The sequence below is a fragment of the Pseudomonas sp. LjRoot277 genome (assembly GCF_964253845.1).
Taxonomy (GTDB): domain Bacteria; phylum Pseudomonadota; class Gammaproteobacteria; order Pseudomonadales; family Pseudomonadaceae; genus Aquipseudomonas.
Genome location: NZ_CAXURI020000001.1, coordinates 6,620,333 through 6,644,866, shown reverse-complemented (window position 1 = coordinate 6,644,866; position 24,534 = coordinate 6,620,333). Strand labels below are relative to the sequence as shown.

Annotated in this window: 25 protein-coding genes and 1 tRNA gene; 18 read left to right on the top strand and 8 right to left on the bottom strand. The window is 59.5% G+C overall.

Features of this window, described 5'->3' with window-relative positions:
- Window positions 1–138: 138 nt before the first annotated feature.
- Both ACSQ87_RS30740 and ACSQ87_RS30735 read right to left on the bottom strand, forming a co-directional pair.
- Window positions 139–897 (bottom strand): slipin family protein, encoded by a 759-nt coding sequence (locus ACSQ87_RS30740; RefSeq protein WP_129439535.1) that lies wholly within the window; start codon window positions 895–897, stop codon window positions 139–141.
- A gap of 2 nt (window positions 898–899) precedes the next feature.
- Entirely contained in the window at window positions 900–1,430 is a 531-nt protein-coding gene (locus ACSQ87_RS30735) for an NfeD family protein (protein WP_223432415.1), read from the bottom strand.
- A 198-nt stretch (window positions 1,431–1,628) separates the two neighbouring features.
- On the opposite strand from ACSQ87_RS30735, the gene ACSQ87_RS30730 reads away from it, so the two are divergent.
- Window positions 1,629–2,090, top strand: a complete 462-nt coding sequence (locus ACSQ87_RS30730; RefSeq protein WP_223432416.1) for an aminoacyl-tRNA deacylase — start codon at window positions 1,629–1,631, stop codon at window positions 2,088–2,090.
- Window positions 2,091–2,244: 154 nt separating this feature from the next.
- The gene (locus ACSQ87_RS30725; protein ID WP_223432417.1) at window positions 2,245–2,490 is read left to right on the top strand and encodes a DUF2789 domain-containing protein; all 246 of its coding nucleotides are present in this window, start codon (window positions 2,245–2,247) and stop codon (window positions 2,488–2,490) included.
- Between the two features lie 3 nt (window positions 2,491–2,493).
- Here ACSQ87_RS30725 and ACSQ87_RS30720 read toward each other — a convergent pair whose 3' ends face one another.
- Window positions 2,494–2,775, bottom strand: coding sequence for a type II toxin-antitoxin system RelE/ParE family toxin (locus ACSQ87_RS30720; RefSeq protein ID WP_223432418.1), 282 nt, complete (start codon window positions 2,773–2,775; stop codon window positions 2,494–2,496).
- Complete coding sequence (locus ACSQ87_RS30715) at window positions 2,772–3,050, bottom strand: antitoxin of toxin-antitoxin stability system (protein ID WP_095127693.1); 279 nt, start codon at window positions 3,048–3,050, stop codon at window positions 2,772–2,774. The genes ACSQ87_RS30720 and ACSQ87_RS30715 overlap by 4 nt, the downstream gene beginning before the upstream one ends.
- Before the next feature lie 197 nt (window positions 3,051–3,247).
- On the opposite strand from ACSQ87_RS30715, the gene ACSQ87_RS30710 reads away from it, so the two are divergent.
- The 7 genes from ACSQ87_RS30710 (at window position 3,248) to ACSQ87_RS30680 (ending at window position 10,800) form a co-directional block, all read left to right on the top strand.
- Window positions 3,248–3,676: a MarR family winged helix-turn-helix transcriptional regulator gene (locus ACSQ87_RS30710; protein ID WP_033052997.1), complete on the top strand. Its 429-nt coding sequence runs from the start codon at window positions 3,248–3,250 to the stop codon at window positions 3,674–3,676.
- Window positions 3,673–5,745 (top strand): FUSC family protein, encoded by a 2,073-nt coding sequence (locus ACSQ87_RS30705; RefSeq protein WP_436275044.1) that lies wholly within the window; start codon window positions 3,673–3,675, stop codon window positions 5,743–5,745. The genes ACSQ87_RS30710 and ACSQ87_RS30705 overlap by 4 nt, the downstream gene beginning before the upstream one ends.
- Window positions 5,742–5,951, top strand: coding sequence for a DUF1656 domain-containing protein (locus ACSQ87_RS30700; RefSeq protein ID WP_008148151.1), 210 nt, complete (start codon window positions 5,742–5,744; stop codon window positions 5,949–5,951). The genes ACSQ87_RS30705 and ACSQ87_RS30700 overlap by 4 nt, the downstream gene beginning before the upstream one ends.
- Window positions 5,948–6,835, top strand: coding sequence for an efflux RND transporter periplasmic adaptor subunit (locus ACSQ87_RS30695; protein ID WP_403139364.1), 888 nt, complete (start codon window positions 5,948–5,950; stop codon window positions 6,833–6,835). Before ACSQ87_RS30700 ends, ACSQ87_RS30695 begins: the two co-directional genes overlap by 4 nt.
- Window positions 6,832–8,280: an efflux transporter outer membrane subunit gene (locus tag ACSQ87_RS30690; protein WP_436275043.1), complete on the top strand. Its 1,449-nt coding sequence runs from the start codon at window positions 6,832–6,834 to the stop codon at window positions 8,278–8,280. The genes ACSQ87_RS30695 and ACSQ87_RS30690 overlap by 4 nt, the downstream gene beginning before the upstream one ends.
- Window positions 8,281–8,362: 82 nt before the next feature.
- Window positions 8,363–9,001, top strand: a complete 639-nt coding sequence (locus ACSQ87_RS30685; RefSeq protein WP_150656890.1) for an NADH:ubiquinone oxidoreductase subunit N — start codon at window positions 8,363–8,365, stop codon at window positions 8,999–9,001.
- Window positions 9,002–9,294: 293 nt separating this feature from the next.
- Window positions 9,295–10,800: a YdgA family protein gene (locus ACSQ87_RS30680; RefSeq protein ID WP_436275042.1), complete on the top strand. Its 1,506-nt coding sequence runs from the start codon at window positions 9,295–9,297 to the stop codon at window positions 10,798–10,800.
- A gap of 119 nt (window positions 10,801–10,919) precedes the next feature.
- Here ACSQ87_RS30680 and ACSQ87_RS30675 read toward each other — a convergent pair whose 3' ends face one another.
- Window positions 10,920–12,449: an FAD-dependent oxidoreductase gene (locus ACSQ87_RS30675; RefSeq protein ID WP_436275041.1), complete on the bottom strand. Its 1,530-nt coding sequence runs from the start codon at window positions 12,447–12,449 to the stop codon at window positions 10,920–10,922.
- A 139-nt stretch (window positions 12,450–12,588) separates the two neighbouring features.
- Here ACSQ87_RS30675 and ACSQ87_RS30670 point away from each other — a divergent pair, with 139 nt between their 5' ends.
- From ACSQ87_RS30670 to ACSQ87_RS30645, 6 genes are all read left to right on the top strand, one after another.
- Window positions 12,589–13,149 (top strand): YbhB/YbcL family Raf kinase inhibitor-like protein, encoded by a 561-nt coding sequence (locus ACSQ87_RS30670; RefSeq protein ID WP_223432425.1) that lies wholly within the window; start codon window positions 12,589–12,591, stop codon window positions 13,147–13,149.
- Window positions 13,150–13,238: 89 nt separating this feature from the next.
- The gene (locus ACSQ87_RS30665; RefSeq protein WP_436275040.1) at window positions 13,239–14,951 is read left to right on the top strand and encodes a vWA domain-containing protein; all 1,713 of its coding nucleotides are present in this window, start codon (window positions 13,239–13,241) and stop codon (window positions 14,949–14,951) included.
- Between the two features lies 1 nt (window position 14,952).
- Window positions 14,953–15,519, top strand: a complete 567-nt coding sequence (locus tag ACSQ87_RS30660; RefSeq protein WP_436275039.1) for an RNA polymerase sigma factor — start codon at window positions 14,953–14,955, stop codon at window positions 15,517–15,519.
- Entirely contained in the window at window positions 15,516–16,148 is a 633-nt protein-coding gene (locus ACSQ87_RS30655; protein WP_436275038.1) for a hypothetical protein, read from the top strand. The genes ACSQ87_RS30660 and ACSQ87_RS30655 overlap by 4 nt, the downstream gene beginning before the upstream one ends.
- A 20-nt stretch (window positions 16,149–16,168) precedes the next feature.
- A complete protein-coding gene (locus tag ACSQ87_RS30650; protein WP_436275037.1) occupies window positions 16,169–16,435 on the top strand; it encodes a hypothetical protein in 267 nt (88 codons plus the stop codon).
- 268 nt (window positions 16,436–16,703) lie between these two features.
- Entirely contained in the window at window positions 16,704–17,036 is a 333-nt protein-coding gene (locus ACSQ87_RS30645; RefSeq protein WP_436275036.1) for a type II toxin-antitoxin system HicB family antitoxin, read from the top strand.
- 118 nt (window positions 17,037–17,154) lie between these two features.
- Here ACSQ87_RS30645 and ACSQ87_RS30640 read toward each other — a convergent pair.
- Window positions 17,155–17,231 (bottom strand) — tRNA-Arg (locus ACSQ87_RS30640).
- A 350-nt stretch (window positions 17,232–17,581) separates the two neighbouring features.
- Between ACSQ87_RS30640 and gabD the strand changes: the two genes are divergently transcribed.
- The 3 genes from gabD to ACSQ87_RS30625 all read left to right on the top strand — a co-directional run bounded on the left by gabD (window position 17,582) and on the right by ACSQ87_RS30625 (window position 21,863).
- Window positions 17,582–19,024, top strand: coding sequence for an NADP-dependent succinate-semialdehyde dehydrogenase (gabD, locus tag ACSQ87_RS30635; protein WP_436275035.1), 1,443 nt, complete (start codon window positions 17,582–17,584; stop codon window positions 19,022–19,024).
- 197 nt (window positions 19,025–19,221) lie between these two features.
- The gene (gene gabT, locus ACSQ87_RS30630; protein ID WP_436275034.1) at window positions 19,222–20,499 is read left to right on the top strand and encodes a 4-aminobutyrate--2-oxoglutarate transaminase; all 1,278 of its coding nucleotides are present in this window, start codon (window positions 19,222–19,224) and stop codon (window positions 20,497–20,499) included.
- 149 nt (window positions 20,500–20,648) lie between these two features.
- On the top strand, window positions 20,649–21,863 hold the full coding sequence (locus ACSQ87_RS30625; protein WP_436275033.1) for an HDOD domain-containing protein: 1,215 nt from the start codon (window positions 20,649–20,651) through the stop codon (window positions 21,861–21,863).
- Window positions 21,864–21,990: 127 nt separating this feature from the next.
- On the opposite strand, the gene ACSQ87_RS30620 is transcribed toward ACSQ87_RS30625, so the two are convergent.
- Both ACSQ87_RS30620 and desA read right to left on the bottom strand, forming a co-directional pair.
- Complete coding sequence (locus ACSQ87_RS30620; protein WP_436275032.1) at window positions 21,991–22,980, bottom strand: GGDEF domain-containing protein; 990 nt, start codon at window positions 22,978–22,980, stop codon at window positions 21,991–21,993.
- Between the two features lie 238 nt (window positions 22,981–23,218).
- The gene (gene desA, locus ACSQ87_RS30615) at window positions 23,219–24,406 is read right to left on the bottom strand and encodes a delta-9 fatty acid desaturase DesA (RefSeq protein ID WP_008148210.1); all 1,188 of its coding nucleotides are present in this window, start codon (window positions 24,404–24,406) and stop codon (window positions 23,219–23,221) included.
- Window positions 24,407–24,534: the final 128 nt, after the last annotated feature.

The following is a 24,534-nucleotide window of genomic DNA, read 5'->3' as shown; positions in this document are numbered from 1 at the left end:
TGCACGTCCGTGTCACCGTTTATTCAGTGACAAAGCCAGACTAGACCTGGCTTCGGACCGGAACAAGTTCACGAACACCGCTACAACTTGAAGGAAATCTCCGACGCGGTTACCGGACGTTGGTGTCTGCGCAGAAGGTCAGGGCTTGGACGACAAATCCGCCATCCCCTTGAGCAACTCGATCGGCAGCGGAAAGACAATCGTCGAACTCTTGTCCCCGGCAATCGAACTCAATGTCTGCATATACCGCAGCTGCATGGCCCCAGGCTGGCGCCCGAGCATTTCGGCGGCCTGCATGAGTTTTTCCGAGGCCTGCAATTCGCCTTCAGCGTGGATTACCTTGGCCCGGCGCTCCCGTTCGGCTTCGGCCTGTTTGGCGATGGCACGGATCATCGATTCGTTGAGGTCCACGTGTTTGATCTCGACGTTGGCGACCTTGATCCCCCAGGCATCGGTCTGGGCGTCGAGCACTTGCTGGATGTCGATGTTCAACCGCTCACGCTCGGCCAGCAGTTCATCCAGTTCATGTTTACCGAGCACCGCCCGCAACGTGGTCTGAGCCAATTGGCTGGTGGCCATGAGAAAGTCTTCAACCTGAATAATCGCTTTCTGCGGATCGAGGACACGGAAATACAGCACCGCGTTGACCTTGACCGAGACGTTGTCGCGGGTGATCACATCTTGCGGCGGCACGTCGAGGACCACGGTGCGCAAGTCGACGCGAACCATTTGCTGCACCACCGGAATCAGCAGGATCAGGCCTGGGCCTTTGACCTGCCAGAAGCGCCCGAGCTGGAACACCACCCCGCGCTCGTATTCGCGCAGGATGCGGAAGGTCGACCCCGCCAGTGCAATCACCAGTAACAGCAGCGCGGCAAAACCCAGTTGCAAGCCCATGGTTATTCTCCACCCGGCGCCGCGTCAGCCGCGGCCACTTCCAGCAATAATCCCTTGCGTGCCACCACCCGGACCCTTTGCCCGGGTTGCAGCGGCGTGGCGCTGAGCACTTGCCACTTTTCTCCTTGCAGGTGCACCCAACCGTTGTAGGCATTGCCGGTCAGCGACATCACCTGGGTCACGCTGCCCACCAGTCCTGCATCGCCACTGACGTTTTCGCGCGGTCGGGTTTTCAGAGCGTGGATCAGCAGGAAAATCAGCAACAGGGCACTGATCAGGCCCAGGCCGATCATCAACGGAACCGGCACCTCGGTGTTGGTCAGAATCACCGCACCGATCACGAACATCACAATGCCGCCCAGACCGATCACGCCGTAATTGGGCAAGGCCGCCTCGGCGATCAGAAACGCGATGCCGAACGTGATCAGCCAGATCCCGATGGGGTTGGGCACCAGCAGGACGACGGTGTCCGCCGCGAATACCGATCCGCTCAAGGCCAACAGCAGCGCAACTGCACAACAACGAGTGTTCACGTGACCCTCCGGGAGAGTCATTGATGGTTCTTTATACAGTCTAGCTGAGCTCTGAATTGTACGAATTTTGATCAGTTGTTGACGTTATTCCGGCGGGCAGATTTCCCGCGCGATTGCGCCAGCGGGCCTAGACTTTTAGTGGAGAGAAAAGGTTTAACCATTGTCCGCGAAACATTGTTGCGGACTCCGAGGTGCATCATGCGTATGGCAAGAACTGTGCAGGACAGCCTCAATAAGGCTCACTGCGAATTTGACATCGTCACCCATCCGCACTCGGCCAGCAGCCTTGAAACGGCGCGGGTCGCGGGCATTCCTGCTGAACGGGTGGCCAAATCGGTGATCCTCGACGACCACCACGGTCATTTTCTGATGGCTGTGCTGCCGGCGAGTCGTCACCTGGACCTGAGCAAAGTACGCGGCAGTGGCGAATGGCAGATCACCCGGGAAAGCACCCTGGCGCATCTGTTCCAGGATTGCGAACGCGGCGCGGTGCCTGCGTTGGGCGAATCCTATGGCCTGGACATGGTCATCGACCCACTGCTGACCCGGCAAAAAGACATCTACCTGGAGGCTGGTAACCACAACAACCTGGTGCACATGAGCGTGCCGGAATTCCTGAAAATGGTGCCGAATGCTGAAGTGTGCGAGTTAAGTCAGTAGTTTTTGCGGCGTCAGTTATGACGCCTTCGCGAGCAAGTCGGATCGCCGCACCGCCGCTCCCACATGGAAACGCGGTCAACTGTGGGAGCGGGCTTGCTCGCGAATGGCCGCGCCGCGGTCACCTATCCAATACGCGGTTACAAAGGAGCCCACCATGGAATCCCCAACTCACAGCCTCCCCAACCTGTTCAAACAACTCGGCCTGCCTGATGACGCCGAAAGCATCGATAAATTCATCGCCACCCATTCACCGCTCAAACCCGAATTGCACCTGGCGGATGCGTTCTTCTGGAGCAAGAGCCAGGCGGAATTCCTTCGTGACGATATTCTGGATGACGCCGATTGGGCGGAGGTGGTGGATCAGCTGGATGTGCTGTTGCGGAAGGGGCGGGGGGTGTAAAAATCACCTTTCTGGTGGCCACTGTCGGGATGTATGGACTAGCGCGAGTATCCAGATTGCATCCGATCCTGACTGATAAACCACGCGATAACTTTGATGGGGGATCATCTCGCGAGTACCTGCAATGATTCCGACAGGGCCGCTTTCAGGAAACTGGGAAATACGAGATATCGCATCAATGAAGCGGTTGTCCATTTCGAGGGCGGCTATCGGGTTGACGGAATGCAGGTAATCCCAGATGTCTGCACGATCCTGTGCGGCTGCGGGCGTCCAGATTATTTTCATCCTTTCTTGGTTACCTGCGCACGCCTGGCGGCGAATTGTGCTTCAACTTCCTCATTGGTCAAGCCTTCACCAGCTCGCATGGAAATACGTGCACTGTCGACTTTGCGTTGCAAGAACGCTTCGTACTCGCGCGACTCTCGTTGTGTTTGAACGAACTGACGCATCATTTCCCTGACGATTTGCGATGCGGGGCGATGAGAAGCTTCAGCTTCGGCCATGAACTCTTCTCGCAGTTCTGGTTCAAGTTTCATCGTGAAAACAGCTTGTTTAGACATTTTCATATCCTCGATTCGAATACTGACGAAGTATATACGTCTTCAGTACCGGCGTTCATTCAGGCAGCCGCCTCACGACGGATGGCAGCCAATTTGTTACAAAACTTGACCAACTTTCCCCTCAAATGCCATATTGATAGTTAGCAAACTAACAGTGTGTATTTCCCCTCGTGCCGAAGAACCTCGACGCTCTCCAGATGAACATCAGCAGCTCCATGGTGGTGGCCGCCAGGCATTGGCGGAAGATCTGCCAGACCACGCTGGTCAACTATGGAATCTCCGAAGCCTGCGCCGTTCCGTTGTTGATGATCGGGCGTTTGGGCGAGGGTGTGCGGCAGGTAACGGTGGCGCAGGCGGCTGGGATGGAGAGTCCGTCCCTGGTGCGCCTGCTGGATCAGCTGTGTCATGCCGGTTACGTCTGCCGTACTGAAGACGCCCATGACCGGCGCGCCAAATGCCTGAGCCTGACCGAGACGGGTCGTGAGTTGGTGCAAGCCGTCGAAATCGAGCTGGTGCGTTTGCGCCATGAAGTGCTCGAAGGGATCGATCAGAGTGATCTGGAAGCGGCGTTGCGGGTGCTGAGGGCTTTTGAATCGGCCAATCATCTGCCGGTGATCAACCCTTGAGCGGATTTTTTAACGGCATGCCCCCGGCGCGGGACTGGTTCTACGGTGTGCGGACATTCGCGGCATCGATGATCGCGTTGTACATCGCCATGCTCATGCAAATGCCCCGGCCGTATTGGGCGATGGCCACGGTCTATATCGTTTCCAGTCCGTTTGTCGGCCCTACCAGTTCCAAGGCGTTGTACCGCGCGGTCGGCACCCTTCTCGGTGCCGCCGCCGCGGTTTTTTTCGTACCGATGTTTGTCCAGAGCCCCTATGTGCTGGTGGTGGTCATCGCGCTGTGGACCGGGATTCTGTTGTTTCTGTCGCTGCACCTGCGCACCGCCAACAGTTACGCCTTGATGCTCGCCGGTTACACCCTGCCGCTGATCGCTCTGCCGGTGGTGGATAACCCGTTGGGGGTGTGGGACGTGGCCGAAGCACGGACTGAAGAAATCTTCCTCGGCATCGCTGTGGCGGCGGTGGTTGGCGCCATGTTCTGGCCCCGGCGGCTGGCGCCGGTGTTCAACGATTCGGTGAACACATGGTTTGCCGATGCCTCGACCTACAGCCTGCGTTTCCTCAGTCGCAACGTGCAGCCGGACGAAGTCAGCGCGCTGCGCTCCTCGATGGTCGCGACCTTCAACACGCTGGAATTGATGATCGGTCAGTTGCCCCACGAAGGCGCGCGGCCGCAAACGGTGCGCAACACCAAGGAATTGCGCGGCCGCATGATTCACCTGCTGCCAGTGATTGATGCCCTCGATGACGCGCTGTATGCCCTTGAGCGGCGCACGCCCGAGCTTGTGGATAAGTTCGCGCCGCTGCTGGCTGCAACCACTGAATGGCTCGGCCACAAAGATGCCGACCTCGCCCGCTGGCAAGCGCTGAAAGACCAACTCGAAGCCCTGCAACCGTCCGCCGAAGCGCTGGATGATCGCAAGCAGCTGCTGTTCTCCAACGCCCTGTATCGCCTCGGCGAGTGGATCGATGTGTGGCAGGACTGTCGCAGCCTGCAGTACGCCATCCAATGCGAAAGCCAGGACAACTGGCGCGCGGTGTATAGGCACTGGCGGCTCGGTCGGCTGTCGCCGTTTCTCGACCGTGGGCTAATGCTCTATTCGGCGGCGTCCACGGTCACCGCCATCATCGTAGCTTCGGTGTTGTGGATTCTGCTCGGCTGGACCGACGGTGGCGCCGCGGTGATTCTTGCGGCGGTGGCGTGCAGCTTTTTCGCGTCGATGGACGACCCGGCGCCGCAGATCTACCGGTTCTTTTTCTGGACGGCGATGTCGGTATTGTTCGCCAGTCTTTATCTGTTTCTGGTCCTGCCCAACCTGCATGACTTCCCGATGCTGGTGCTGGCGTTTGCCGTGCCGTTCATTTGCATCGGCACCCTGACGGTCAAGCCGCAGTTCTATCTGGGCATGCTGCTGACCTTGGTCAACACCTCGTCCTTCATCAGCATTCAGGGCGCCTACGACGCGGATTTCCTCAGCTTCGCCAACTCCAACCTGGCCGGCCCCGTGGGCTTGTTGTTCGCCTTCGTCTGGACCCTGATCGCCCGGCCGTTCGGTGCGGAACTGGCGGCCAAGCGCCTGACCCGTTTCAGCTGGCACGACATTGTCAGCCTCACTGAACCGGCGTCGCTGGCCGATCACCGGCACCTAGGCGTGCAAATGCTTGATCGCCTGATGCAGCATTTGCCGCGCCTGGCCATGACCGGCCAGGACACGGGCATCGCCCTGCGAGAAGTGCGCGTGGCGCTGAACCTGCTGGATTTACTCGCCTATACACCGCGAGTACTCGGCGTACCGCAAGTGCTGCTGCATCAGGTGGTGGCCGAGGTTGGCGAGTATTTCAAGGCCTGCCTCAAGGCTGGCGAACGGTTGCCGGCGCCGAGTCCGTTGCTGATGACCCTTGATCGCACCCGTCGTGCCCTCAACACGGAGTGCGATGAAGACGCCCGTTTGCATTTGCTGCACGCCCTGAGCGGCCTGCGTCTGTCGCTGCTGCCAGGGGTGGAATTCGTCGGCACCGGCGAGCTCGAAGAACCGCTTCCCCATGGCATTGATGGAGCGCCTTTATGATCGGTGACCTGGATATCAGCGGGGTGTTCCTGCCCACACTGCTGGTGCTGATGGGCATTACGTACGTGTTGTTCCTGCTGGTGCACGGGTTGCTGACGCGTCTGCACTTTTACCGTCTGGTCTGGCACCGGGCATTGTTTAACGTGGCTCTCTACGCTTTGCTGCTCGGCGCCGTGGACTCACTCAGTCGATACCTGATGACATGAAAAAACCTTTTTTGACCCTCGGTCGCGTGGTGCTGACCCTGCTGATCGTGACCTTCGCCGTTGTCGTGGTCTGGCGCATGGTGATGTATTACATGTTCGCGCCCTGGACCCGGGACGGCCACATTCGTGCCGATATCGTGCAGATTGCGCCGGACGTGTCCGGGCTGATCCAGCGAGTCGACGTGCGTGACAACCAATTAGTCAAACGTGGTCAAGTGTTGTTCAGCATTGATCAGGACCGTTTCAAACTGGCCCTGCGTCAGGCCAAGGCGGCGGTCGCCGACCGTCAGGAAACCCTGGCGCAGGCGCAACGCGAAGCCAAGCGTAACCGCGGCCTCGGCAATCTGGTGCCAGGTGAGCAACTGGAAGAGAGCCAGTCCCGGGTGGCCCGCGCCGAGGTGGCGCTGATGGAGGCCCAAGTGGCGGTGGACAGCGCCCAGCTCAACCTCGACCGCTCGACCATCCGCAGCCCGGTGGATGGCTACGTCAACGACCGTGCACCGCGCAATCAGGAATTCGTTACCGCCGGGCGTCCGGTGTTGTCGGTGGTGGACAGCAATTCATTCCACATCGACGGTTATTTTGAAGAAACCAAACTGGACGGCATTCATGTCGGCCAGAGCGTCGATATTCGGGTCATCGGCGACCGCGCTCGCCTGCGCGGGCATGTGGAAAGCATCGTCGCCGGCATCGAAGACCGCGACCGCAGCAGCGGCAGCAATCTGCTGCCCAACGTCAACCCGGCGTTCAGTTGGGTGCGGCTGGCCCAGCGGATTCCGGTGCGGATTGCATTCGATGACGTGCCGGCGGATTTCCGCATGATTGCCGGTCGCACGGCGACGGTTTCTATTATGGATGACCACCAGCAGGAGCCCGCGAAATGAGCAGGGCCTCGGGTTTGGCTACCGCCGGGTTAGGCCTGTTGCTGTCGGCCTGCCAGGTGGTCGGGCCGGATTATCACTTGCCGGACGAGGCCGCCGTCCACCGTGAAGACTTGCAGGGCGACTTGGTGGTGAACGGCAAAAATGTCGTCTCGGCACCGGTGCCCAGCGATTGGTGGCGCTTGTATCAGGATCCGCACCTCGATCGATTGGTCGAGCAGGCCATGGCCTCCAACACTGATTTGCGCGTGGCGGCGGCGAACCTTTCCCGAGCCCGCGCGCAGGTCGATGAAGCTCAAGCGGCCGGTGGCTGGAGCGGCGGCGTGAAGATGGGCGCCCAGCGTTTGCAGGAGTCCGGCGAAGCATTCCTGCTGCCGGAGAAAGTGCCGGTGGCCAACGTCGGCGACATTGGCATTACCACCTCATATCAGTTCGATTTGTTCGGCACTTTGCAGCGCGGCATCGAGGCGGCCAAGGCTAATGCCGATGCGACTCAAGCAGCGGCCGATACTGCGCGGATTACTTTGGTAGCCGATGTGGTCCGGGCCTACACCCAAGTCTGCGCGGCCAACGAAGAGCAGGAAATCGCCCAGCATTCCCTCGACTTGCAGGCCCAAAGCACCACGCTGATCCAGCGTCTTCGCGACGCCGGGCGCGGAGATGAAACCCAGGTCACCCGCTCGCAAACCCAATTCAAATCCTTGCGCGCCGACATGCCGCGTTACGAGGCGGCGCGTCAGGCCGGGTTGTTCCGGTTGTCGATGCTGTTGGCCAAACCTGTGGATCAACTGCCGGTCGGCACCGACCGCTGCGCGGAGCTGCCAAAGATTGCGCAATTGTTGCCGGTGGGTGACGGCGCCACCTTGCTCAAACGCCGTCCCGATGTGCGGCAGGCCGAGCGTCGATTGGCTGCGTCGACCGCCGGCATCGGCATCGCCACCGGCGAGTTGTACCCGGACATCAGCATCGGCGCGACCGTCGGTACCGTCGGCATCCTGGAAAACCTCGGCAAACCGGCGACCAATCGCTGGGGCTTCGGGCCGTTGCTGACGTGGACCGTGCCGTCCAACGGCTCCCGGGCGCGAATCCGTGAGGCCGAAGCCGCCACCCAAGGCGCGCTGGCGCATTTCGATGGCGTGGTGCTCAACGCCATCCGCGAGACCCAGACCGGCCTGGCCCAGTACTCCGCGTTGCTGCAGCGGCGCGACGCACTGGCCGACGCCGAGCAGTCGGCACAACTGGCGGCAGACCAGACTCACCGCTTCTTCCAGGCCGGTCGCGCATCGTTCCTGGCGGACTTGCAAGCGACCCGCACCTATACCGACGTGCGGGCGCAACTGGCTTCCGCCAGCACGCAGGTTGCCATGAGCCAGATCGATTTGTTCCTGGCATTGGGTGGTGGCTGGGAAAGCGGACGAACGCAAGGCACGAACTCCGGCAAACCCTGAGGCCGTTGCTATGCTTTGAGTTGATGAGGTCGCGCGTCGAACTCATCAATCAAGGCTCGCGTTGGTCATGGGGATTCCAATAATGAAAAACCCTTATGCTCCCGGCTTCTGGTGCGCTATAGCGGCATTGGTGTTGCTATCGGCCACTTATTTCTACGGCATCATGCTGGCCCACCAGATCGACAAGGCACTGGTGTTCCTCGACAGCGCCACGGCACTGATTGCCGTGATGGCAATCGTGGTGGTGGCCTGGGCTTCAGTCCAGGGCGCGCGCATCAAAAAAAGGCAACTCGAACAAGGCAAGACCCTGGTGCTGATCTGGGACACCAAGGTCGCGCTGCGCCGTGTCGAAACGGTGTTCGATCGGTATTTCTGGGGCAGTTACTGGCAACCGGGGCGTACGTTCCAGGAAGTCATGGGCGAACTCACCGGCACACCGCTGGAAAAAAGCCTCGAAACCCTGAAAAAACAATGCCAGGCGCTGGACAAGCAAGTGTCCGAGGACGGCTGGCACTGGCTCAATAACGCCCGAGAACTCTCCGATGTCGCCACCGCCATGGCCCGCGAACGTTATCAACTGGACTTCTGCGACCCGCGCTCGGAATCCCCCAGCGGCACGGCGGTGATCAATCGCGACTTCGAAGTGCTGGTCTATACATGGACTGCACGGCTCAAGAGCTTTGATCATCAGCTTGATGAGATCGAGGTTCAGTATTCCTGAATTGATGTTGCCTGTACTGACGCCTTCGCGAGCAAGCCCGGCTCCCACATTGGATTTGTGATCGACACAAAATCCTTGTGGGAGCGGGCTTGCTCGCGAAGGCGATCTAATGACCGCCGAAACTCTCAACCCCCCTGTGTGCTCATAGACACTCTTTAACCTTTAATCATTGGGCCGCCCGGTGCGCCTGATGCTAATCTCCATCGCACTTTTAACGCAGTCGTGACCACAGCCCGTCATGGGTTCAGGGAAGACGACCACACTTCAAACAACGGACATTGATCGGGTCATTCATGAATAAATCAGCAGGCGTGCTTCTTGGAATCGTCGTTGCCATCGGCGCAATCAGCGCCGGCGGTGCCTGGTACACCGGCACCAAACTCGAAGGGGTGCTGAACACCTCGATCGCCAACGCCAACAAAGAGCTGCAAGCCGCGCTGGTCGGTTCCAACGGCACGGCGTCGCTGGAATTGGTGTCGCTGGAACGCCATGTGTTCAGCAGCACCGCGCACTACCGCCTCAAGGGCGAAGGCGAGATGTTCGGTGAGGCACCGGTGGAGCTGCTGTTCGTCGATCACATCGAACACGGCCCGCTGCCGTTTTCGCGCCTGGTGTCGCTGAAGTGGCTGCCGGTCCTGGCCACCAGTCACTACGAACTGGAAAGAACGCCTAACACCGAGAAGTGGTTCGCCGCCGCCAAGGACAAATCGCCACTCACGGGCGTGGTCAACATCGGTTACGACAATGCCACCAACGGCACTCTTCAATTGCTGCCGCTGGACGTGGCGCTTGACGACAAGTCCAGCCTGAAATTCTCCGGGCTGAACCTCGATGTCGCCGCCAGCGCTCAAGCGCAGAAGGTCAAGGCCGACGGCTACATGGACAGCCTGACGCTAAGCACGGTCGCCGAAGATCAGACGCCGGTGAAGGTCGAATTGAACGGCCTGACCCTGGCCAGCAACCTGACAAAAAGTACCTACGGCTACTACACCGGCGAGAACACCGTCGAGCTGACCGACAGCAAGACCACCTTCGGCGCCAAGCAGTCGGTCTTGGGTTTCAAGAAATTTGAAATGAAGAACCAGACCGAGGAATCCGGCACCAGCGCTTCGGGGCGTGCCGATTACAAGGTGGGTGAGGTGACCCTGAACGGCAAGGCTGTCGGGTCTGCGCAGATGGCCATGAGCCTGAAGAACCTCGACATCCCGGCAACAATGTCGTTGATGCAGATTTACCAGACCAAACTGCAACCGTACGAGAGGGCCGCAGCTGAGGCCGTGGCTGCGGGTGAACCGGCGCCAGAGCTGGTCCTGACCCCGGCCGAAGAGGCGCAGGTCAAAACCGGCCTGGAGAAACTGCTGGCCGCCGGCCCGCAGGTCGCCCTGGAGAACCTGTCGTTCAACACCGCCAATGGCGAAAGCCGCGCCAACCTGGTGCTTGATCTGACCAAACCACAATCCATGGACCTGCCGTCCGACCAACTGACCCAACAGCTGATCGCGCTGCTGGACGTCAACGTGAAAGTGTCCAAACCAATGCTCGTTGACCTGCTGAGCGTGCAGTCGCAAATCGACGGTCAGACCGACGCCAAGCTCATCGCCGATCAGGCCACCGCCACCGCCGACATGTTTGGCAGCATGGCAGTTGGCACGCAGTTGGCAAAACTGGAAGACAACAACATCGTCGCCAAACTGCACTACGCCAATAATCAGGTGGATTTCAACGGGCAGAAGATGACCGTCGAAGAGTTTGTCGGGTTTGTCATGAGCAAATTCGGCGGTAATGTCGCCGTCGAGTAAAACCAGGGTTTACAGACCGACGCCCGGCCTCTGCGCAACGCAGACGCCGGGCGTTTTGCTGTCTGGCTTGTGGCGAGGGAGCTTGCTCCCGCTGGAGGCCGAAGGACTCCCACAGCCCGTTAATTCAGATCCCGAATCAGCCGCCACGCCTCATCCACCGGCAATGGCTGCTTCATCCGTTCGGCGAGCAGCGCTATCGCACGTTCTTCATCGCAAGCCACCGCGGCGACCACCAATCCCTCCTTGCCGAACAGGCCGATAAAGGGTGGATGGTCAGGGTCGCCTTTGAACTCGACCTCATCCCAGGTCGCGGCGTGGCCGAGGTAGTCGTAGTTTTTACCGAAGTGCCAGGTCCAGAAATAAGGCACGTCGAGGTAATGCTCGTCGCCGCCGAGCATGTTCATCGCCGCGATCCGCGCCTGTTGCTGTGCCAGACGCCAATGTTCGATCCGTTGGGGCTGGCCGTTGAGCGGGAAGGTCGCGATATCGCCGGCGGCCCAAAGCCCATCGGTCACGCGCATCCCGCCGTCGACCTTCAGCGACTGGTCTTTTTCCAGGGGAAGGCCGGTAAATGCGCCGGTTGCCGGGCTGACGCCAATGCCGACCAGTACCAAATCCGCCGGTAAACGTTGACCGTTATCCAGGCGCACCGCTTCGACCTTGGCGGTTCCTTCGATGTGCGTTGCGTTGCCATCCGTATGAAACACCACGCCGTTGGCCTCGTGCAGGGCACGAATCGATTTGCCGACGGCCTCGCCAAACTGTTTGGCAAAAGGCACGGTGTGGCGGGCTAGAACGGTGACGTCCAGGCCGTATTGACGCAGGGAGGACGCGGATTCCATGGCTATAAAACTGTCGCCAATGATCACTGCTCGTTGGCCTGGTTTTGCCGAGCCCAGAATCCGTTGCGCCTGATCCTTCGAACGCAGCACGAACACCTGCGGCAGATCGGCGCCAGGCAGCGTCAGTGGATTAGGTGTGCCGCCGGTGGCGAGCAGGGCCGCGTCGTAACTCAGCGATTGACCATCAGCCAGGCGCAACGTCTTGTTCGCGGCGTCCAGGCTCGTCACTTCAGCGTTTATTCGCTCAATGCGCTGCTCTTGGTAAAAGTGTTCATCACGCAGCGGCGGGACTTCTTCCGGCGGCATTTCCCCGGCAATCACGAATTTGCTCAAGACCGTGCGGTCGTAACCGGCCTCGGTTTCACGGTCGATCAACAGCACCCGGCCACCGAAGCCCTTTTCGCGCAACGCTGCCGCGCACGCCGTGCCTGCCGCACCGGCGCCGATGATCACAAAGGATCGCTCGTCATCCGCCGGAGGGGTGTGTGCGTCGGACATCGGTTGATCGTCGACCCAGACCTCGTCATCGCGCACTTCCAGCGGATAGCGCTTGAGGCTGTCCAGGGCCGGCGGTTCGCACAGCGCACCGTCCTCGATCCGGTACGCAGCCTTGTGCCACGGGCAGATCAAACGTCCGTGGCACAGAGCGCCGTCGGCCAGCGGCGCCCCGGCATGGGGGCATTCGCCCTGAAAGGCGCGTAACTGATCGCCCACCCGCAGCAGGACAATTTTCGTGTCTGCGATCTGGACCTCAAGGCCCCGGTTTTCGGACACATCGGCGAAACGGGCGACGCAGTGCAGTGCCATGATCACTCTCCAGGCAAGCGTTTCACTTAAGAGTTTGGCGCTTATCTGGAGGTTCAGCCAATTCCCGCTGCCACCGAATGAGCGGTCCGGCTATAGTTTGCACGCCGACGACGGCCCCACCCGCACAAGGTGCTCCGGTATGACCCGATTGACCTCTCTGAACCCTTGGCTGGCGGCCGTTGCAGTCGCCCTTTGCGTGCAATTTCCGGCGCAGGCCCAGGAGCGTTTTACCCTGAACATCCCTGGCGTAACCGACGATCGACTGTTCACCTCGGCTGCCGCCAGCGATGCGCCCAATTGTGGTGGGCACAACCAGTCACCGGCCTTGAACTGGAACGCCGGCCCGACGGGTACCCTCAGTTACGCCATCGTCATGCATGACCCCGATGGCGCGAAAGGCCAGGGTGTCGATCATTGGGTGCATTACGGCATCAAACCAACCACTCACCAGATTCCGGCCGGTGTCGGCGCCAAATCCGGCCTCGAAGGCGTCGGTGGCACGAACGTCAAAGGCACCACGACCTATGTCGGCCCTTGCCCTCCGGTCGGCGATAGCGCGCACCACTACATCATCCAGATTTATGCCCTGGACCTGGCACCGGACGCCTTGCCCGCTGGCCTTACCCGCGCACAGCTATTGGAAAAGATCAAAGACCATGTGCTGAGAAACAGCAGCGTAGTGCGGCGTTATCACCGCTGAAGATTCTTTTCACTGCGGTTTAACCCGAACCTGTCGGGCTGTCCGTCTCAGAGGATGAATGGATCAATTTCCTCCTGAGGTCAGCCCCCATGTCCCTCCCTCTGCATTTCCTCCGCCCGGCCGCCCAGGGTTTCGCCGCCGGGTTGCTGCTGGCCATTGCCGGTTGCGGCGTTTCATCCAAACCTGATTCCGCCTCGGCTCCTCCACCGGCTCAAGGTGCGCTGCCAGTTGAAGTACTGGTGCGCAGCGAGGCTGTCATGGCGGACACCTCGATGGCCAAGCGCAGTGTTCACCCGGCACCGACGGCAAGCTATGCGCCGCTGCCAGCGGGCGAAGCATCTCCGCAGGGATATCGGGATGAGCAACGGGAGCAGTATCAAGCGCTGGCGGATAACCCGATTCACAGCGTGGCCGAAGCGCCCGTCTCGACCTTCAGCGCCGACGTCGACACCGGTGCTTACGCCAACGTCCGCCGCTTGCTCAATCAAGGGCGCCTGCCACCGGAAGGTGCGGTGCGACTGGAGGAAATGGTCAATTACTTCCCCTACGATTACGCATTGCCCACCGATGGCTCACCCTTCGGCGTGACCACAGAGCTGGCGCCGTCGCCGTGGAACCCGCATACCCGATTGCTGCGCATCGGCATCAAGGCCTCGGACCGCGCGGTTGCGGAACTGGCCCCGGCGAACCTGGTGTTTCTGGTGGACGTGTCCGGCTCGATGGACCGACGCGAGGGTTTGCCGCTGGTCAAAAGCACCCTGAAATTGCTGGTCGATCAATTGCGCGAGCAGGACCGGGTTTCATTGGTCGTCTATGCCGGCGATTCGCGTGTGGTGCTGGAGCCGACTTCCGGACGCGACAAAGCGAAGATTCGTACAGCCATCGATCAATTGACCGCTGGCGGCTCCACCGCCGGGGCGTCAGGCATCGAACTGGCTTATCAAATGGCGCAGCAGGCGTTTATTCCCAAGGGCATCAACCGCATCCTGCTGGCCACCGACGGTGACTTCAACGTCGGCATCAGCGACTTCGACAGCCTCAAGCAAATGGCTGTGGATAAGCGCAAGACCGGTGTTTCCCTGACCACATTGGGTTTTGGTGTGGATAACTACAATGAACACCTGATGGAACAGTTGGCCGATGCCGGCGACGGCAACTATGCCTACATCGACAACCTGCGCGAGGCGCGCAAGGTGCTGGTCGATCAGCTCGGTTCGACCCTCGCGGTCGTGGCGAAAAACGTGAAGCTGCAAGTGGAGTTCAACCCGGCACAGGTCAGCGAATATCGGCTGTTGGGGTATGAGAATCGTGCGTTGAAGCGTGAGGATTTCAGTAACGACAAGGTCGATGCCGGTGAAATCGGCGCAGGACATACGGTGACGGCGTTGTATGAAATCGTGCCGAAGGGTGAGAAGGGCTGGCTGGAGCCGTTGCGGTATGGCAATCCAGGGGCCGCTGTTTCCGAAAAGACTGGGGAATTGGCGATGTTGCGCGTGCGCTATCAGTCGCCTGAGGGTGGGAACAGTCGCTTGATCGAGCGGCCGATCGCCAACGGTCAGGTCGGCAAAGCCAGTGATGACCTGCGATTTGCGGCGGCCGTGGCAGCGTTTTCCCAGCAGCTCAAGGACGGGCGTTATACCGGTGATTTCAGCCTGAAGGACACCGAGGTTTTGGCTCGCGGTGCGCGGGGCGAGGATCGATTTGGTCTGCGGGCAGAGTTCGTGCAATTGGTGGAGTTGGCGCAAAGTCTGCGAACCACGACCGCATCGAATAGTGAGCCGCTAAAAGGAGGCTACAACTGAAATGTCAGCGCCTGAATCGAGCGACGAATCGCTGCTGGCCCGTTATCGCGCAGGCGACGGGCCGGCGTTCGAGATTCTGTACGCCCGTCACCGCCAAGGGCTCTACCGATTCCTGCTCGGCCTGAGCGGCAAGTCCGAGCTGGTCGAAGAGGTTTACCAGGACACCTGGCTGAGCCTGATCCGCAGCACCAGTCAGCCACAAGGCCGGGCGAACTTTCGTACCTGGCTCTACCAGATTGCCCGCAATCGCCTGATCGATCACTGGCGCAAACACGGAATCCACAACCCCTTGCACGACAGCTATGACGAACAGCTCCACGCGCTGAGCGATGACGCTGCTGATCCCGAACAACTGCTGAGCCTGAGCCGTGACAACCAGCGCCTCGAAGCGGCCCTGCAAAACCTGCCCGCTGACCAGCGCGAAGTGTTCCTGCTGCGCGCCCATGGCGATCTCGACCTGCCGCAGATCGCCACCCTCACCGAAACACCGCTGGAAACCGTCAAAAGCCGCTTGCGCTACGCCCAGCAAAAACTGCGTCGGCTGCTGGCCGAGGAGGTACTGACATGACTGACGCCCGTCCTACGCCAGAAGACGAAGTGTTGAAGCACTATCGTGAACACGCGACCGGCGAACCACCGCCCCATCTCGACGCGTTCCTCCTGGCTGCCGCACACCGTGAAGTCCCTGTGCAGAAGCCAGGTCTGTGGAAACGCTGGGTTCAGGCCTGCCAGAAACCCCGTTGGCAAGTCGCATTTGCCAGCCTCGTCGGTGTGGCCCTGATGCTTGCATTGGTGCAACGCACGGAGGAGCAGCTGCCGAGTTACGACTTCGCCCCTGCACCCAAAGCTTCTGTGCCGATCGCCAAAAAAGAAGCCGCAGAGGTATCACCTTCGGTTGCTCGCTCGCTGGCTGCCCCGGCCGGCGCGATGTCCGCCCCCGCGCCTGCGGCGCCAATGGCCGATTTTGCCGCCCCCGCGCAGAACGAATCGATCAGCGCTGAAATGGCTGATGAAGCGAAGGTCAGCAAACGCTCGGCGATAGCTCCAGCAAAGTTTATCGACGATCAATTAAGGGAAGTGATCCGCCTGCAAAAGGTTGGTCAGGATCAAGCGGCCGCTGACCTGATGGCGACATTGCACAAACGCTTTCCCAAGGAAAATCTCACGGCCAGACTCAAGGATTTGCAGAAAAACTGAGTGGTAGAGCGGTCAGTCATTTGGCATCGACACCCGAAAGCGCGCACTATCAGCCCATAGCCGATGCGTTGGAGGAAGTCATGGCGAAAAAAATCGACCGCATCGCCCAAATGCTCAACTGCCCGGTGAAGGGTCAGGAATTACGGCGAGCAGTTACTGAGAGTCGTAAGGAGTTTCTGCTGGCGAAGCAGGCAGAAGAAGTGCTTGAGGAAGACGTTCTTGATGATGAAGTGGTCGAGGACGAAGAGGATGATGAATACGACGAGTTTGATTGGACGACTGAATGAAACACCGCATTAAGCCCGATTCCGACCATGACACGGGCTCACAGCTTGATCGGTTCCTTACAAATCGTCCACAACACGGCCTCTATCGGTTGAAGTGCTTCGGTGCTGAGACTGCTTAGGGGTTTTTTATTGCCTAGGATTTTTCCGTCTTACCGGTCGCGTTTCTGTCAGTCTTGATCACTTCCATCCGTTCAGGCCCAGAAGAATCAGATTCGGGAAGCCAGGTTCGTGATGCTCGGGCTTTCCTTGAACAAGCAGGAGTCACCCCATGAGCGTAATGAATTACAAAGGCTATGCCGCCCGAATTGAATACAGCGAGGAAGATGGCCTGTTTGTCGGCCATATTGCTGGTATCAGAGATATTGTTGGGTTTCATGGCGAGTCAGTACAGGAGCTTCGAGATGCATTTGAAGAGGCCGTCACTGATTATCTGGAGGCTTGCGCCAAGCTCGGGCGCACACCGCAGAAGCCCTATTCTGGCCACCTCAGTCTGCGCTTAGCGCCGGCACTCCACGCAACTGTCGCCGTAAAAGCGCAGTTAGCCCACAAGAGTATCAATCAGTGGGTAGCTGAGGTTCTTGATCGTGAGGTGCATGCCTGACCACTGCCATTGCACCTTCCTGAAAAGAAGCCAGAAGGTGTAAACCTTATTCAGGACGCGACAACACCCACAAAAAAGCCCCAGACCCTAAGATCTGAGGCTTTCTCGTTTCTACGTATGGTGCACCAGGCGGGATTCGAACCCACGACCACTGCCTTCGGAGGGCAGTACTCTATCCAGCTGAGCTACTGGTGCAATGCGGGCGCCATGATACTCATATGCACTGCGGGCGTCCATGCTGCTGAATCGCCTGCGTTTTTCCAAAGCGTAACCTGCGATTGCTACGTTGATCAGAAAAATTAGGCAAATGCGGCGTTTTCGTTCTTTTTTTCGAACAGGCTATTGTCCTTTACCCCCTTTGATCCTAGGATTCGTTTGAGATTTCAAACGCTCTTGTCTGGGTGCTGAACCGCACGAGTTTCAATCAGTGCGCTATTTATGTGCTTCAGCCCGGTGAATGATTTCCCTGACGGCAGCCTATAAGGCGCCTTTCTACAATCATAATTCGCTCCGCGCTTGCCGCGGTGCTGTTAAGGAAAGCCGACATGCAGCTTAAAGACACCCAGTTGTTCCGCCAGCAAGCCTTTATCGATGGCGCTTGGGTTGATGCGGACAATGGTCAGACGATCAAGGTCAACAACCCGGCAACGGGCGAAATTCTGGGCACCGTGCCGAAAATGGGCGCTGCCGAAACCCGCCGGGCAATCGAAGCCGCTGACAAAGCGCTGCCGGCCTGGCGTGCACTGACCGCCAAGGACCGTGCGAACAAGCTGCGTCGCTGGTTCGAACTGATCATCGAGAACCAGGACGACCTGGCTCGCCTGATGACCCTCGAACAAGGCAAGCCATTGGCCGAAGCCAAGGGCGAAATCGTTTACGCCGCTTCCTTTATCGAGTGGTTCGCTGAAGAAGCCAAGCGCGTCTATGGTGACGTGATTCCGGGCCACCAGCCAGACAAGCGTCTGATCGTGATCAAGCAGCCAATCGGCGTGACCGCTGCAATCACCCCGTGGAACTTCCCGGCCGCGATGATCACCCGTAAAGCCGGCCCGGCCCTGGCCGCCGGTTGCACCATGGTGCTCAAGCCAGCTTCGCAAACTCCGTTTTCCGCATTCGCTCTGGCTGAACTGGCCCAGCGTGCCGGCATTCCAGCCGGTGTGTTCAGTGTTGTGTCCGGCAGTGCCGGCGACATCGGCAGCGAGCTGACCAGCAACCCGATCGTGCGCAAACTGTCCTTCACTGGCTCGACCGAAATCGGTCGTCAGCTGATGGCTGAATGCGCCAAGGACATCAAGAAAGTGTCCCTGGAACTGGGCGGCAACGCGCCGTTCATCGTGTTCGACGACGCGGACCTGGATAAGGCCGTCGAAGGCGCGATCATTTCCAAATACCGCAACAACGGCCAGACCTGCGTCTGCGCCAACCGTCTGTACATTCAGGATTCGGTCTACGACGCGTTCGCCGAGAAGCTGAAAGTGGCAGTCGCCAAACTCAAGATCGGTAACGGTCTGGAAGACGGCACCACCACTGGCCCGCTGATCGACGAAAAAGCTGTGGCCAAGGTTCAAGAGCACATTGCTGACGCGATCAGCAAAGGCGCAACCGTTCTGGCGGGTGGCAAGGTCATGGAAGGTAACTTCTTCGAGCCAACCATCCTGACCAACGTGCCGAACAACGCTGCCGTGGCCAAGGAAGAAACCTTCGGTCCATTGGCTCCACTGTTCCGCTTCAAAGATGAAGCCGAAGTGATCGCGATGTCCAACGACACCGAGTTCGGTCTGGCTTCGTACTTCTATGCTCGCGACCTGGGTCGTGTGTTCCGTGTGGCTGAAGCCCTGGAATACGGCATGGTCGGCGTCAACACCGGGTTGATCTCCAACGAAGTCGCGCCGTTCGGCGGCATCAAGGCGTCGGGCCTGGGCCGTGAAGGCTCCAAGTACGGCATCGAAGATTACCTGGAAATCAAATACCTCTGCCTGGGCATCTAAGCTCGAAGGGATAAGTCCGGCTGAGCATTGCTTCAAACGCAAAGGGCACGAGAGCGCTGTCCCTTTGCGTGCAACAAACGGAATTTTCTCTGTGGCCGGGAAAGCTGTGGCAGTCGATCATCGCATGCTGCCGTAGTTGCCTCCCCGCTGCATTTTCCTTGAACCACGCCGCCCGATGAGCGGTGAATGAGGACTTTATGAGCAAGACTAACGCATCCCTGATGAAACGCCGCGAAGCCGCTGTACCACGCGGTGTTGGCCAGATTCACCCGATCTTCGCCGAGTCCGCGAAGAACGCCACCGTGACCGACGTTGAAGGTCGCGAGTTCATCGACTTCGCCGGCGGTATCGCCGTGCTGAACACCGGCCACGTGCACCCGAAAATCATCGCCGCCGTGACCGAGCAGCTGAACAAGCTGACCCACACGTGCTTCCAGGTACTGGCTTACGAACCGTACGTAGAAGTGTGCGAAAAAATCAACGCCAAGGTGCCGGGTGATTTCGCCAAGAAAACCCTGCTGGTGACCACCGGCTCCGAAGCCGTGGAAAACTCCATCAAGATCGCCCGTGCCGCCACGGGCCGCGCCGGCGTGATCGCGTTCACCGGCGCTTACCACGGTCGCACCATGATGACCCTGGGCCTGACCGGTAAAGTCGTGCCTTACTCGGCCGGCATGGGCCTGATGCCAGGCGGCATCTTCCGCGCGCTGTACCCGAACGAACTGCACGGTGTGAGCATCGACGATTCGATCGCCAGCATCGAACGCATCTTCAAGAACGACGCCGAGCCGCGTGACATCGCTGCGATCATCATCGAGCCGGTTCAGGGCGAAGGTGGTTTCTACGTCGCGCCTAAAGAGTTCATGAAGCGCCTGCGCGCGCTGTGCGACCAGCACGGCATCCTGCTGATCGCTGACGAAGTACAAACTGGCGCTGGTCGTACCGGCACCTTCTTCGCCATGGAACAGATGGGCGTTGCTGCCGACCTGACCACCTTCGCCAAATCCATCGCTGGCGGCTTCCCGTTGGCCGGTGTTTGCGGCAAGGCCGAATACATGGACGCCATTGCTCCAGGCGGCCTGGGCGGCACTTACGCCGGTAGCCCGATCGCTTGCGCCGCGGCCCTGGCCGTGATGGAAGTGTTCGAAGAAGAACACCTGCTGGACCGCTGCAAAGCTGTCGGCGAGCGTCTGGTCACTGGCTTGAAAGTCATTCAGGCCAAGTACCCGGTGATTGGCGAAGTCCGTGCCCTGGGTGCGATGATCGCGGTCGAGCTGTTCGTTGATGGCGACAGCCACAAGCCGAACGCTCCAGCGGTAGCCGCCGTTGTGGCCAAGGCTCGCGACAAGGGTCTGATCCTGCTGTCCTGCGGCACTTACGGCAACGTTCTGCGCGTCCTGGTACCGCTGACTTCGCCGGACGAGCAACTGGACAAAGGTTTGGCGATCATCGAAGAGTGCTTCTCCGAGCTGTGATCTCCAAGCTCTGATCGATTTGTGAACTGATCGACAAAAAAACCCGCTTCGGCGGGTTTTTTTGTGTCCCTGGAACCCATCGATGGCAAATGCGCTGTATCGAATGGCCAGCATTGACTAAGGTGCAAGCACTACTTTGGAGTGTGTAAATGACTGCTGTGGTGTTACCCGCTGCGCCGCGTGTGCTGATTGCCGAGGCGGACCCCTGGTCCCGCGACCTGCTCAAGCAGGTGGTGTTGAATGTGCGCTGCGACGCACGGCTGGACCTGTGTGCCGATGGTCAGGAAGCGCTGCACCTGTTGGCGGAAAATCCTTATGACCTGGTGATCGTCGACTGGGAGCTGCCCGGCGTCGATGGTTTGAATGTCTTGCGCAATGTGCGCCAACGCAAGCGTAATCCACCCCTGCCGTTCATTCTGATGAGCAGCCGCAATGACAGCGCCAGTGTGCGCGAAGTCTTGCCCCTTGCGCCTGCGGCGTACCTTACCAAACCCCTGAACATGGAAAGCCTGACCGACCGCCTGCAGGATTTGCTGCTGAACGCCGGTGAAGAGCTGTCTTGTGAAACGCCTTCGCTGTCGCCAGGCATGACGTTGGCGGTTTATCTGGAGCGTCGACGTGAGCTGGCCGACGGTGCACCACTGATGACCGACGTACAGTTGGCGGTCAAGCGCAGCCTCAATCCCAATGGCCTCGATCTGACACTGCTGCATGACGAGATCCGCACCGATCCGCAAATCACCGCTGTGCTGATCGCCGCTGCCAACAGCGCGGCCCAGCACCATGGCGCCGCCGTACAGACCCTGTCCCAGGCGCTGCACCGCCTCGGCACCGGGCAAAGCATGAACCTGATTCTGGGGCTGGCCCTCAAGCGCAGTGCCCGCCTCAGCGATCCGTTTCTGGCCGACTATGCCGAGCGCTATTGGGAGTTGTCGCTGCGCACCGCCGAGTATGGCCGGACCCTGGCGCGCTTGCTGGATCTGGATCAGGAGCGTTGTTATTGCGCCGGCATGCTCCATCGCCTCGGCGACCTTGCGCTGTTGCGGTGTTTGCAGGAGTGGAAGCAGGCCGGTGGTGAGCTAGATGAATGGGAGGCGGTTGGCGAGGCGCTGGCCGAATTCGGCGCGGCTTATGGTTCGGCGCTTCGCACCCGCTGGCGCCTGCCGCTGGAGCTGCGAGAGCTGATTGCGGCGGTCTACCAGTTCGGTGGCGGGGTTTACTCCCGCGAAGCGCTGGTGATGAACATGGCTGCGCAACTGGCGCGACTGACCGAACATGAGGGCATTGACGACCTGGCGAAGAGCCGAACGGCGCGGTTGCTCAAGATCGGGTTGCCGGAAATGATGCGCCTGCGCAAGAAATAGGCATCACGCAAAAACCTGTGGGAGCGAGCCTGCTCGCGATAGCGGTCTATCGGCCAATATCAATGCTGAATGTCAGTCCCTCATCGCGAGCAGGCTCGCTCCCACAGGGGGATTGGGTGTTGACCTATCAGCCCACGACAATCCGGTTCTTGCCCTGATGTTTGGCCTGGTACATCGCCGCATCCGCGCGGGCAAACAGGCTATCGATGCTTTCGTCCTCGGCGGTGAGGCTGGTCAGACCCTGGCTGACGGTGATGCCGAACGTCTGGTCGCCATGGCTGAAACTTAAGCGCTGAATCTCCCGTTGCAGGCGCTCGGCCACTTGCATGGCCATGTCTGGCGCACAGCCGGGAAACACCGCTGCGAATTCCTCACCGCCAACTCGCCCGAACACATCACCTCGACGCAACATTGCGCGACCGCTCTCGGCGATTCGTTGCAGCACGTTGTCGCCTTCCTGGTGGCCGTAGGTATCGTTGATTACTTTGAAGTCATCGATGTCCAGCAGCAGGAAGGCCAGTGGCGTGCCTTGGTGCCGTGCCTGTTCGAATTCACGGTGGGCGCAGTCGAAGAAGTGTCGGCGGTTGCTGCTCTGGGTCAGCACGTCGGTGGTGGCCAGGCGTTGCAGCTCGGTTTCCATCTGCTTCTTGTCAGTAATGTCTTCGGCAATGCCGACGATGATCACCGGTTGCCCCGGCTCGGCCTGACGGTTGATGAAGCACTTGTCACTGATCCAGCGGACCTGGCCGTCGGCGGCAATGATTCGGTATTCGCGGTCTTCATCGGCGCCTTTGACCAGTACTTCGGCCAGGCTGCGTTCGGCATAGTCCAGATCGTCGGGGTAAATGCTGTCGCGCCATTGGTTATAGTCGGACAGCAACAAGCCTGCGGAGCGGCCGAAAATCCGTTCATACGCGGGGCTGACATACAGCACCCGACGGGAATCCCAGTCGAAGGCCCAAAGCACCGCGTTGACGCTCACCAGCAGAGCGCTGAACAGCTGTTCGCGTTCGCTCAGGCGCGCCACTTCGCCTTGTGCATGCATTAGCGCCAGCAGGGTTTGCGAGGCCTCGGGCCACTGCGGGAGGGATGAGTCTTGTAGGTTTTTATTGACCATCGACACAAAATCTCAAAGGGCGTGTGCCGCTCGAGGTTCGAAAGCGGCCAATACCAGAGCCCGCCTGGATGGCGAAGTGTCTTTGAGATATAGGATTTGGAGCTTAGTTCCCGCCTTCTGTGGTGAGGGAGCTTGCTCCCGCCGGGCGGTACTGGCGACGTGTTTTTCAATGAAAGAACGCGTCGTCAGGTTTTGCGACTGCTGCGCAGCCGAGCGGGAGCAAGCTCCCTCGCCACAGTCAGACTGCAGCGGCGGGGCGCAGGGAGTAGGTTTTCAACTGATCGGCGAAGTCGCGCAGGGATTGAATCCCGCTGGCCTCGGCTTCGTGTACCCAATCCTTGATGGCGGCCAGCATGTCGTGACCATTTGAGCTGGTCTTGACCCAGATCTGCTGCAAGGCCAGGCGTTTCTCGTAAATTACCTTCAGCGCCTGACTGTGTTCGAGCATGGTCTGGATGCGAATGTGGTGTTTGTCATCCAGCAGGCTGGTTTCCCGCGAGAGCAGACGCTTGGCGCGGTGGAACTGGTGACGGACCGAGTGATCGACCTTTTCCAGCTCTTGTTTGACCAGCGGTGCGATCACCAATTTGCGGTACTGGGCCATGATCTGGAAGCGATTGTTGAGGATCGCCATGGCGGTGTCCATGTCCAGGTTGCCTTTGCCTTCGACCCGATGGGCGATGGGCGCGACCCGCTGAACCTTGGCCAGACGCAGGAAGCTGAAGACCTGGATCCAGGCCCAGCCGAGATCGAATTCCCACTTCTTCACCGACAGTTTTGCCGAATTAGGGTAGGTGTGATGGTTGTTATGCAGTTCTTCGCCGCCGATCAGGATGCCCCACGGCACCAGATTGGTTGCCGCATCGCGGCATTCGAAGTTGCGGTAGCCGATGGCATGGCCCAGGCCATTGACCACGCCGGCGGCCCAGACCGGGATCCACATCATCTGGATCGCCCAGATGGTGATACCGATGGTGCCGAACAGCAGCAGGTCGATGACGCCCATGATCGCCACGCCCAGCAGCGGAAAACGGCTGTACAGGTTGCGTTCGATCCAGTCTTCGGGGCAGTTCTTTCCGTAGATGCGCAGAGTCTCGGGGTTTTCCGCCTCGGCGCGGTACAGCTCGGCGCCTTTGCGCAGAACGGTGGACAGGCCCTTGATGACCGGGCTGTGCGGGTCATCGACGGTTTCGCATTTGGCGTGGTGCTTGCGGTGGATAGCGGTCCACTCACGGGTGTTCTGTGCCGTGGTCAGCCACAGCCAGAAGCGGAAGAAATGTTTCAGGCCGGCATTGAGCTCAAGCGAGCGATGGGCTGAATAACGATGCAGATAGACCGTGACGCCGATGATCGTCACGTGGGTCATCAGCAGGGTGACTGCCACCAGTGACCAGGGTGACAAGCCGAGAAAACCTTCGTACCACATAGGCTATTTGGCCCTCGATAAAGAAAATAACAGCCGTTGCATTATCACTAAGCTCACAGATAAAACCAGTCGCCCTTTCAGATAAGAGTGGCTGGATGTTTCTTTAAACTATAATTCCATCCTTTTTG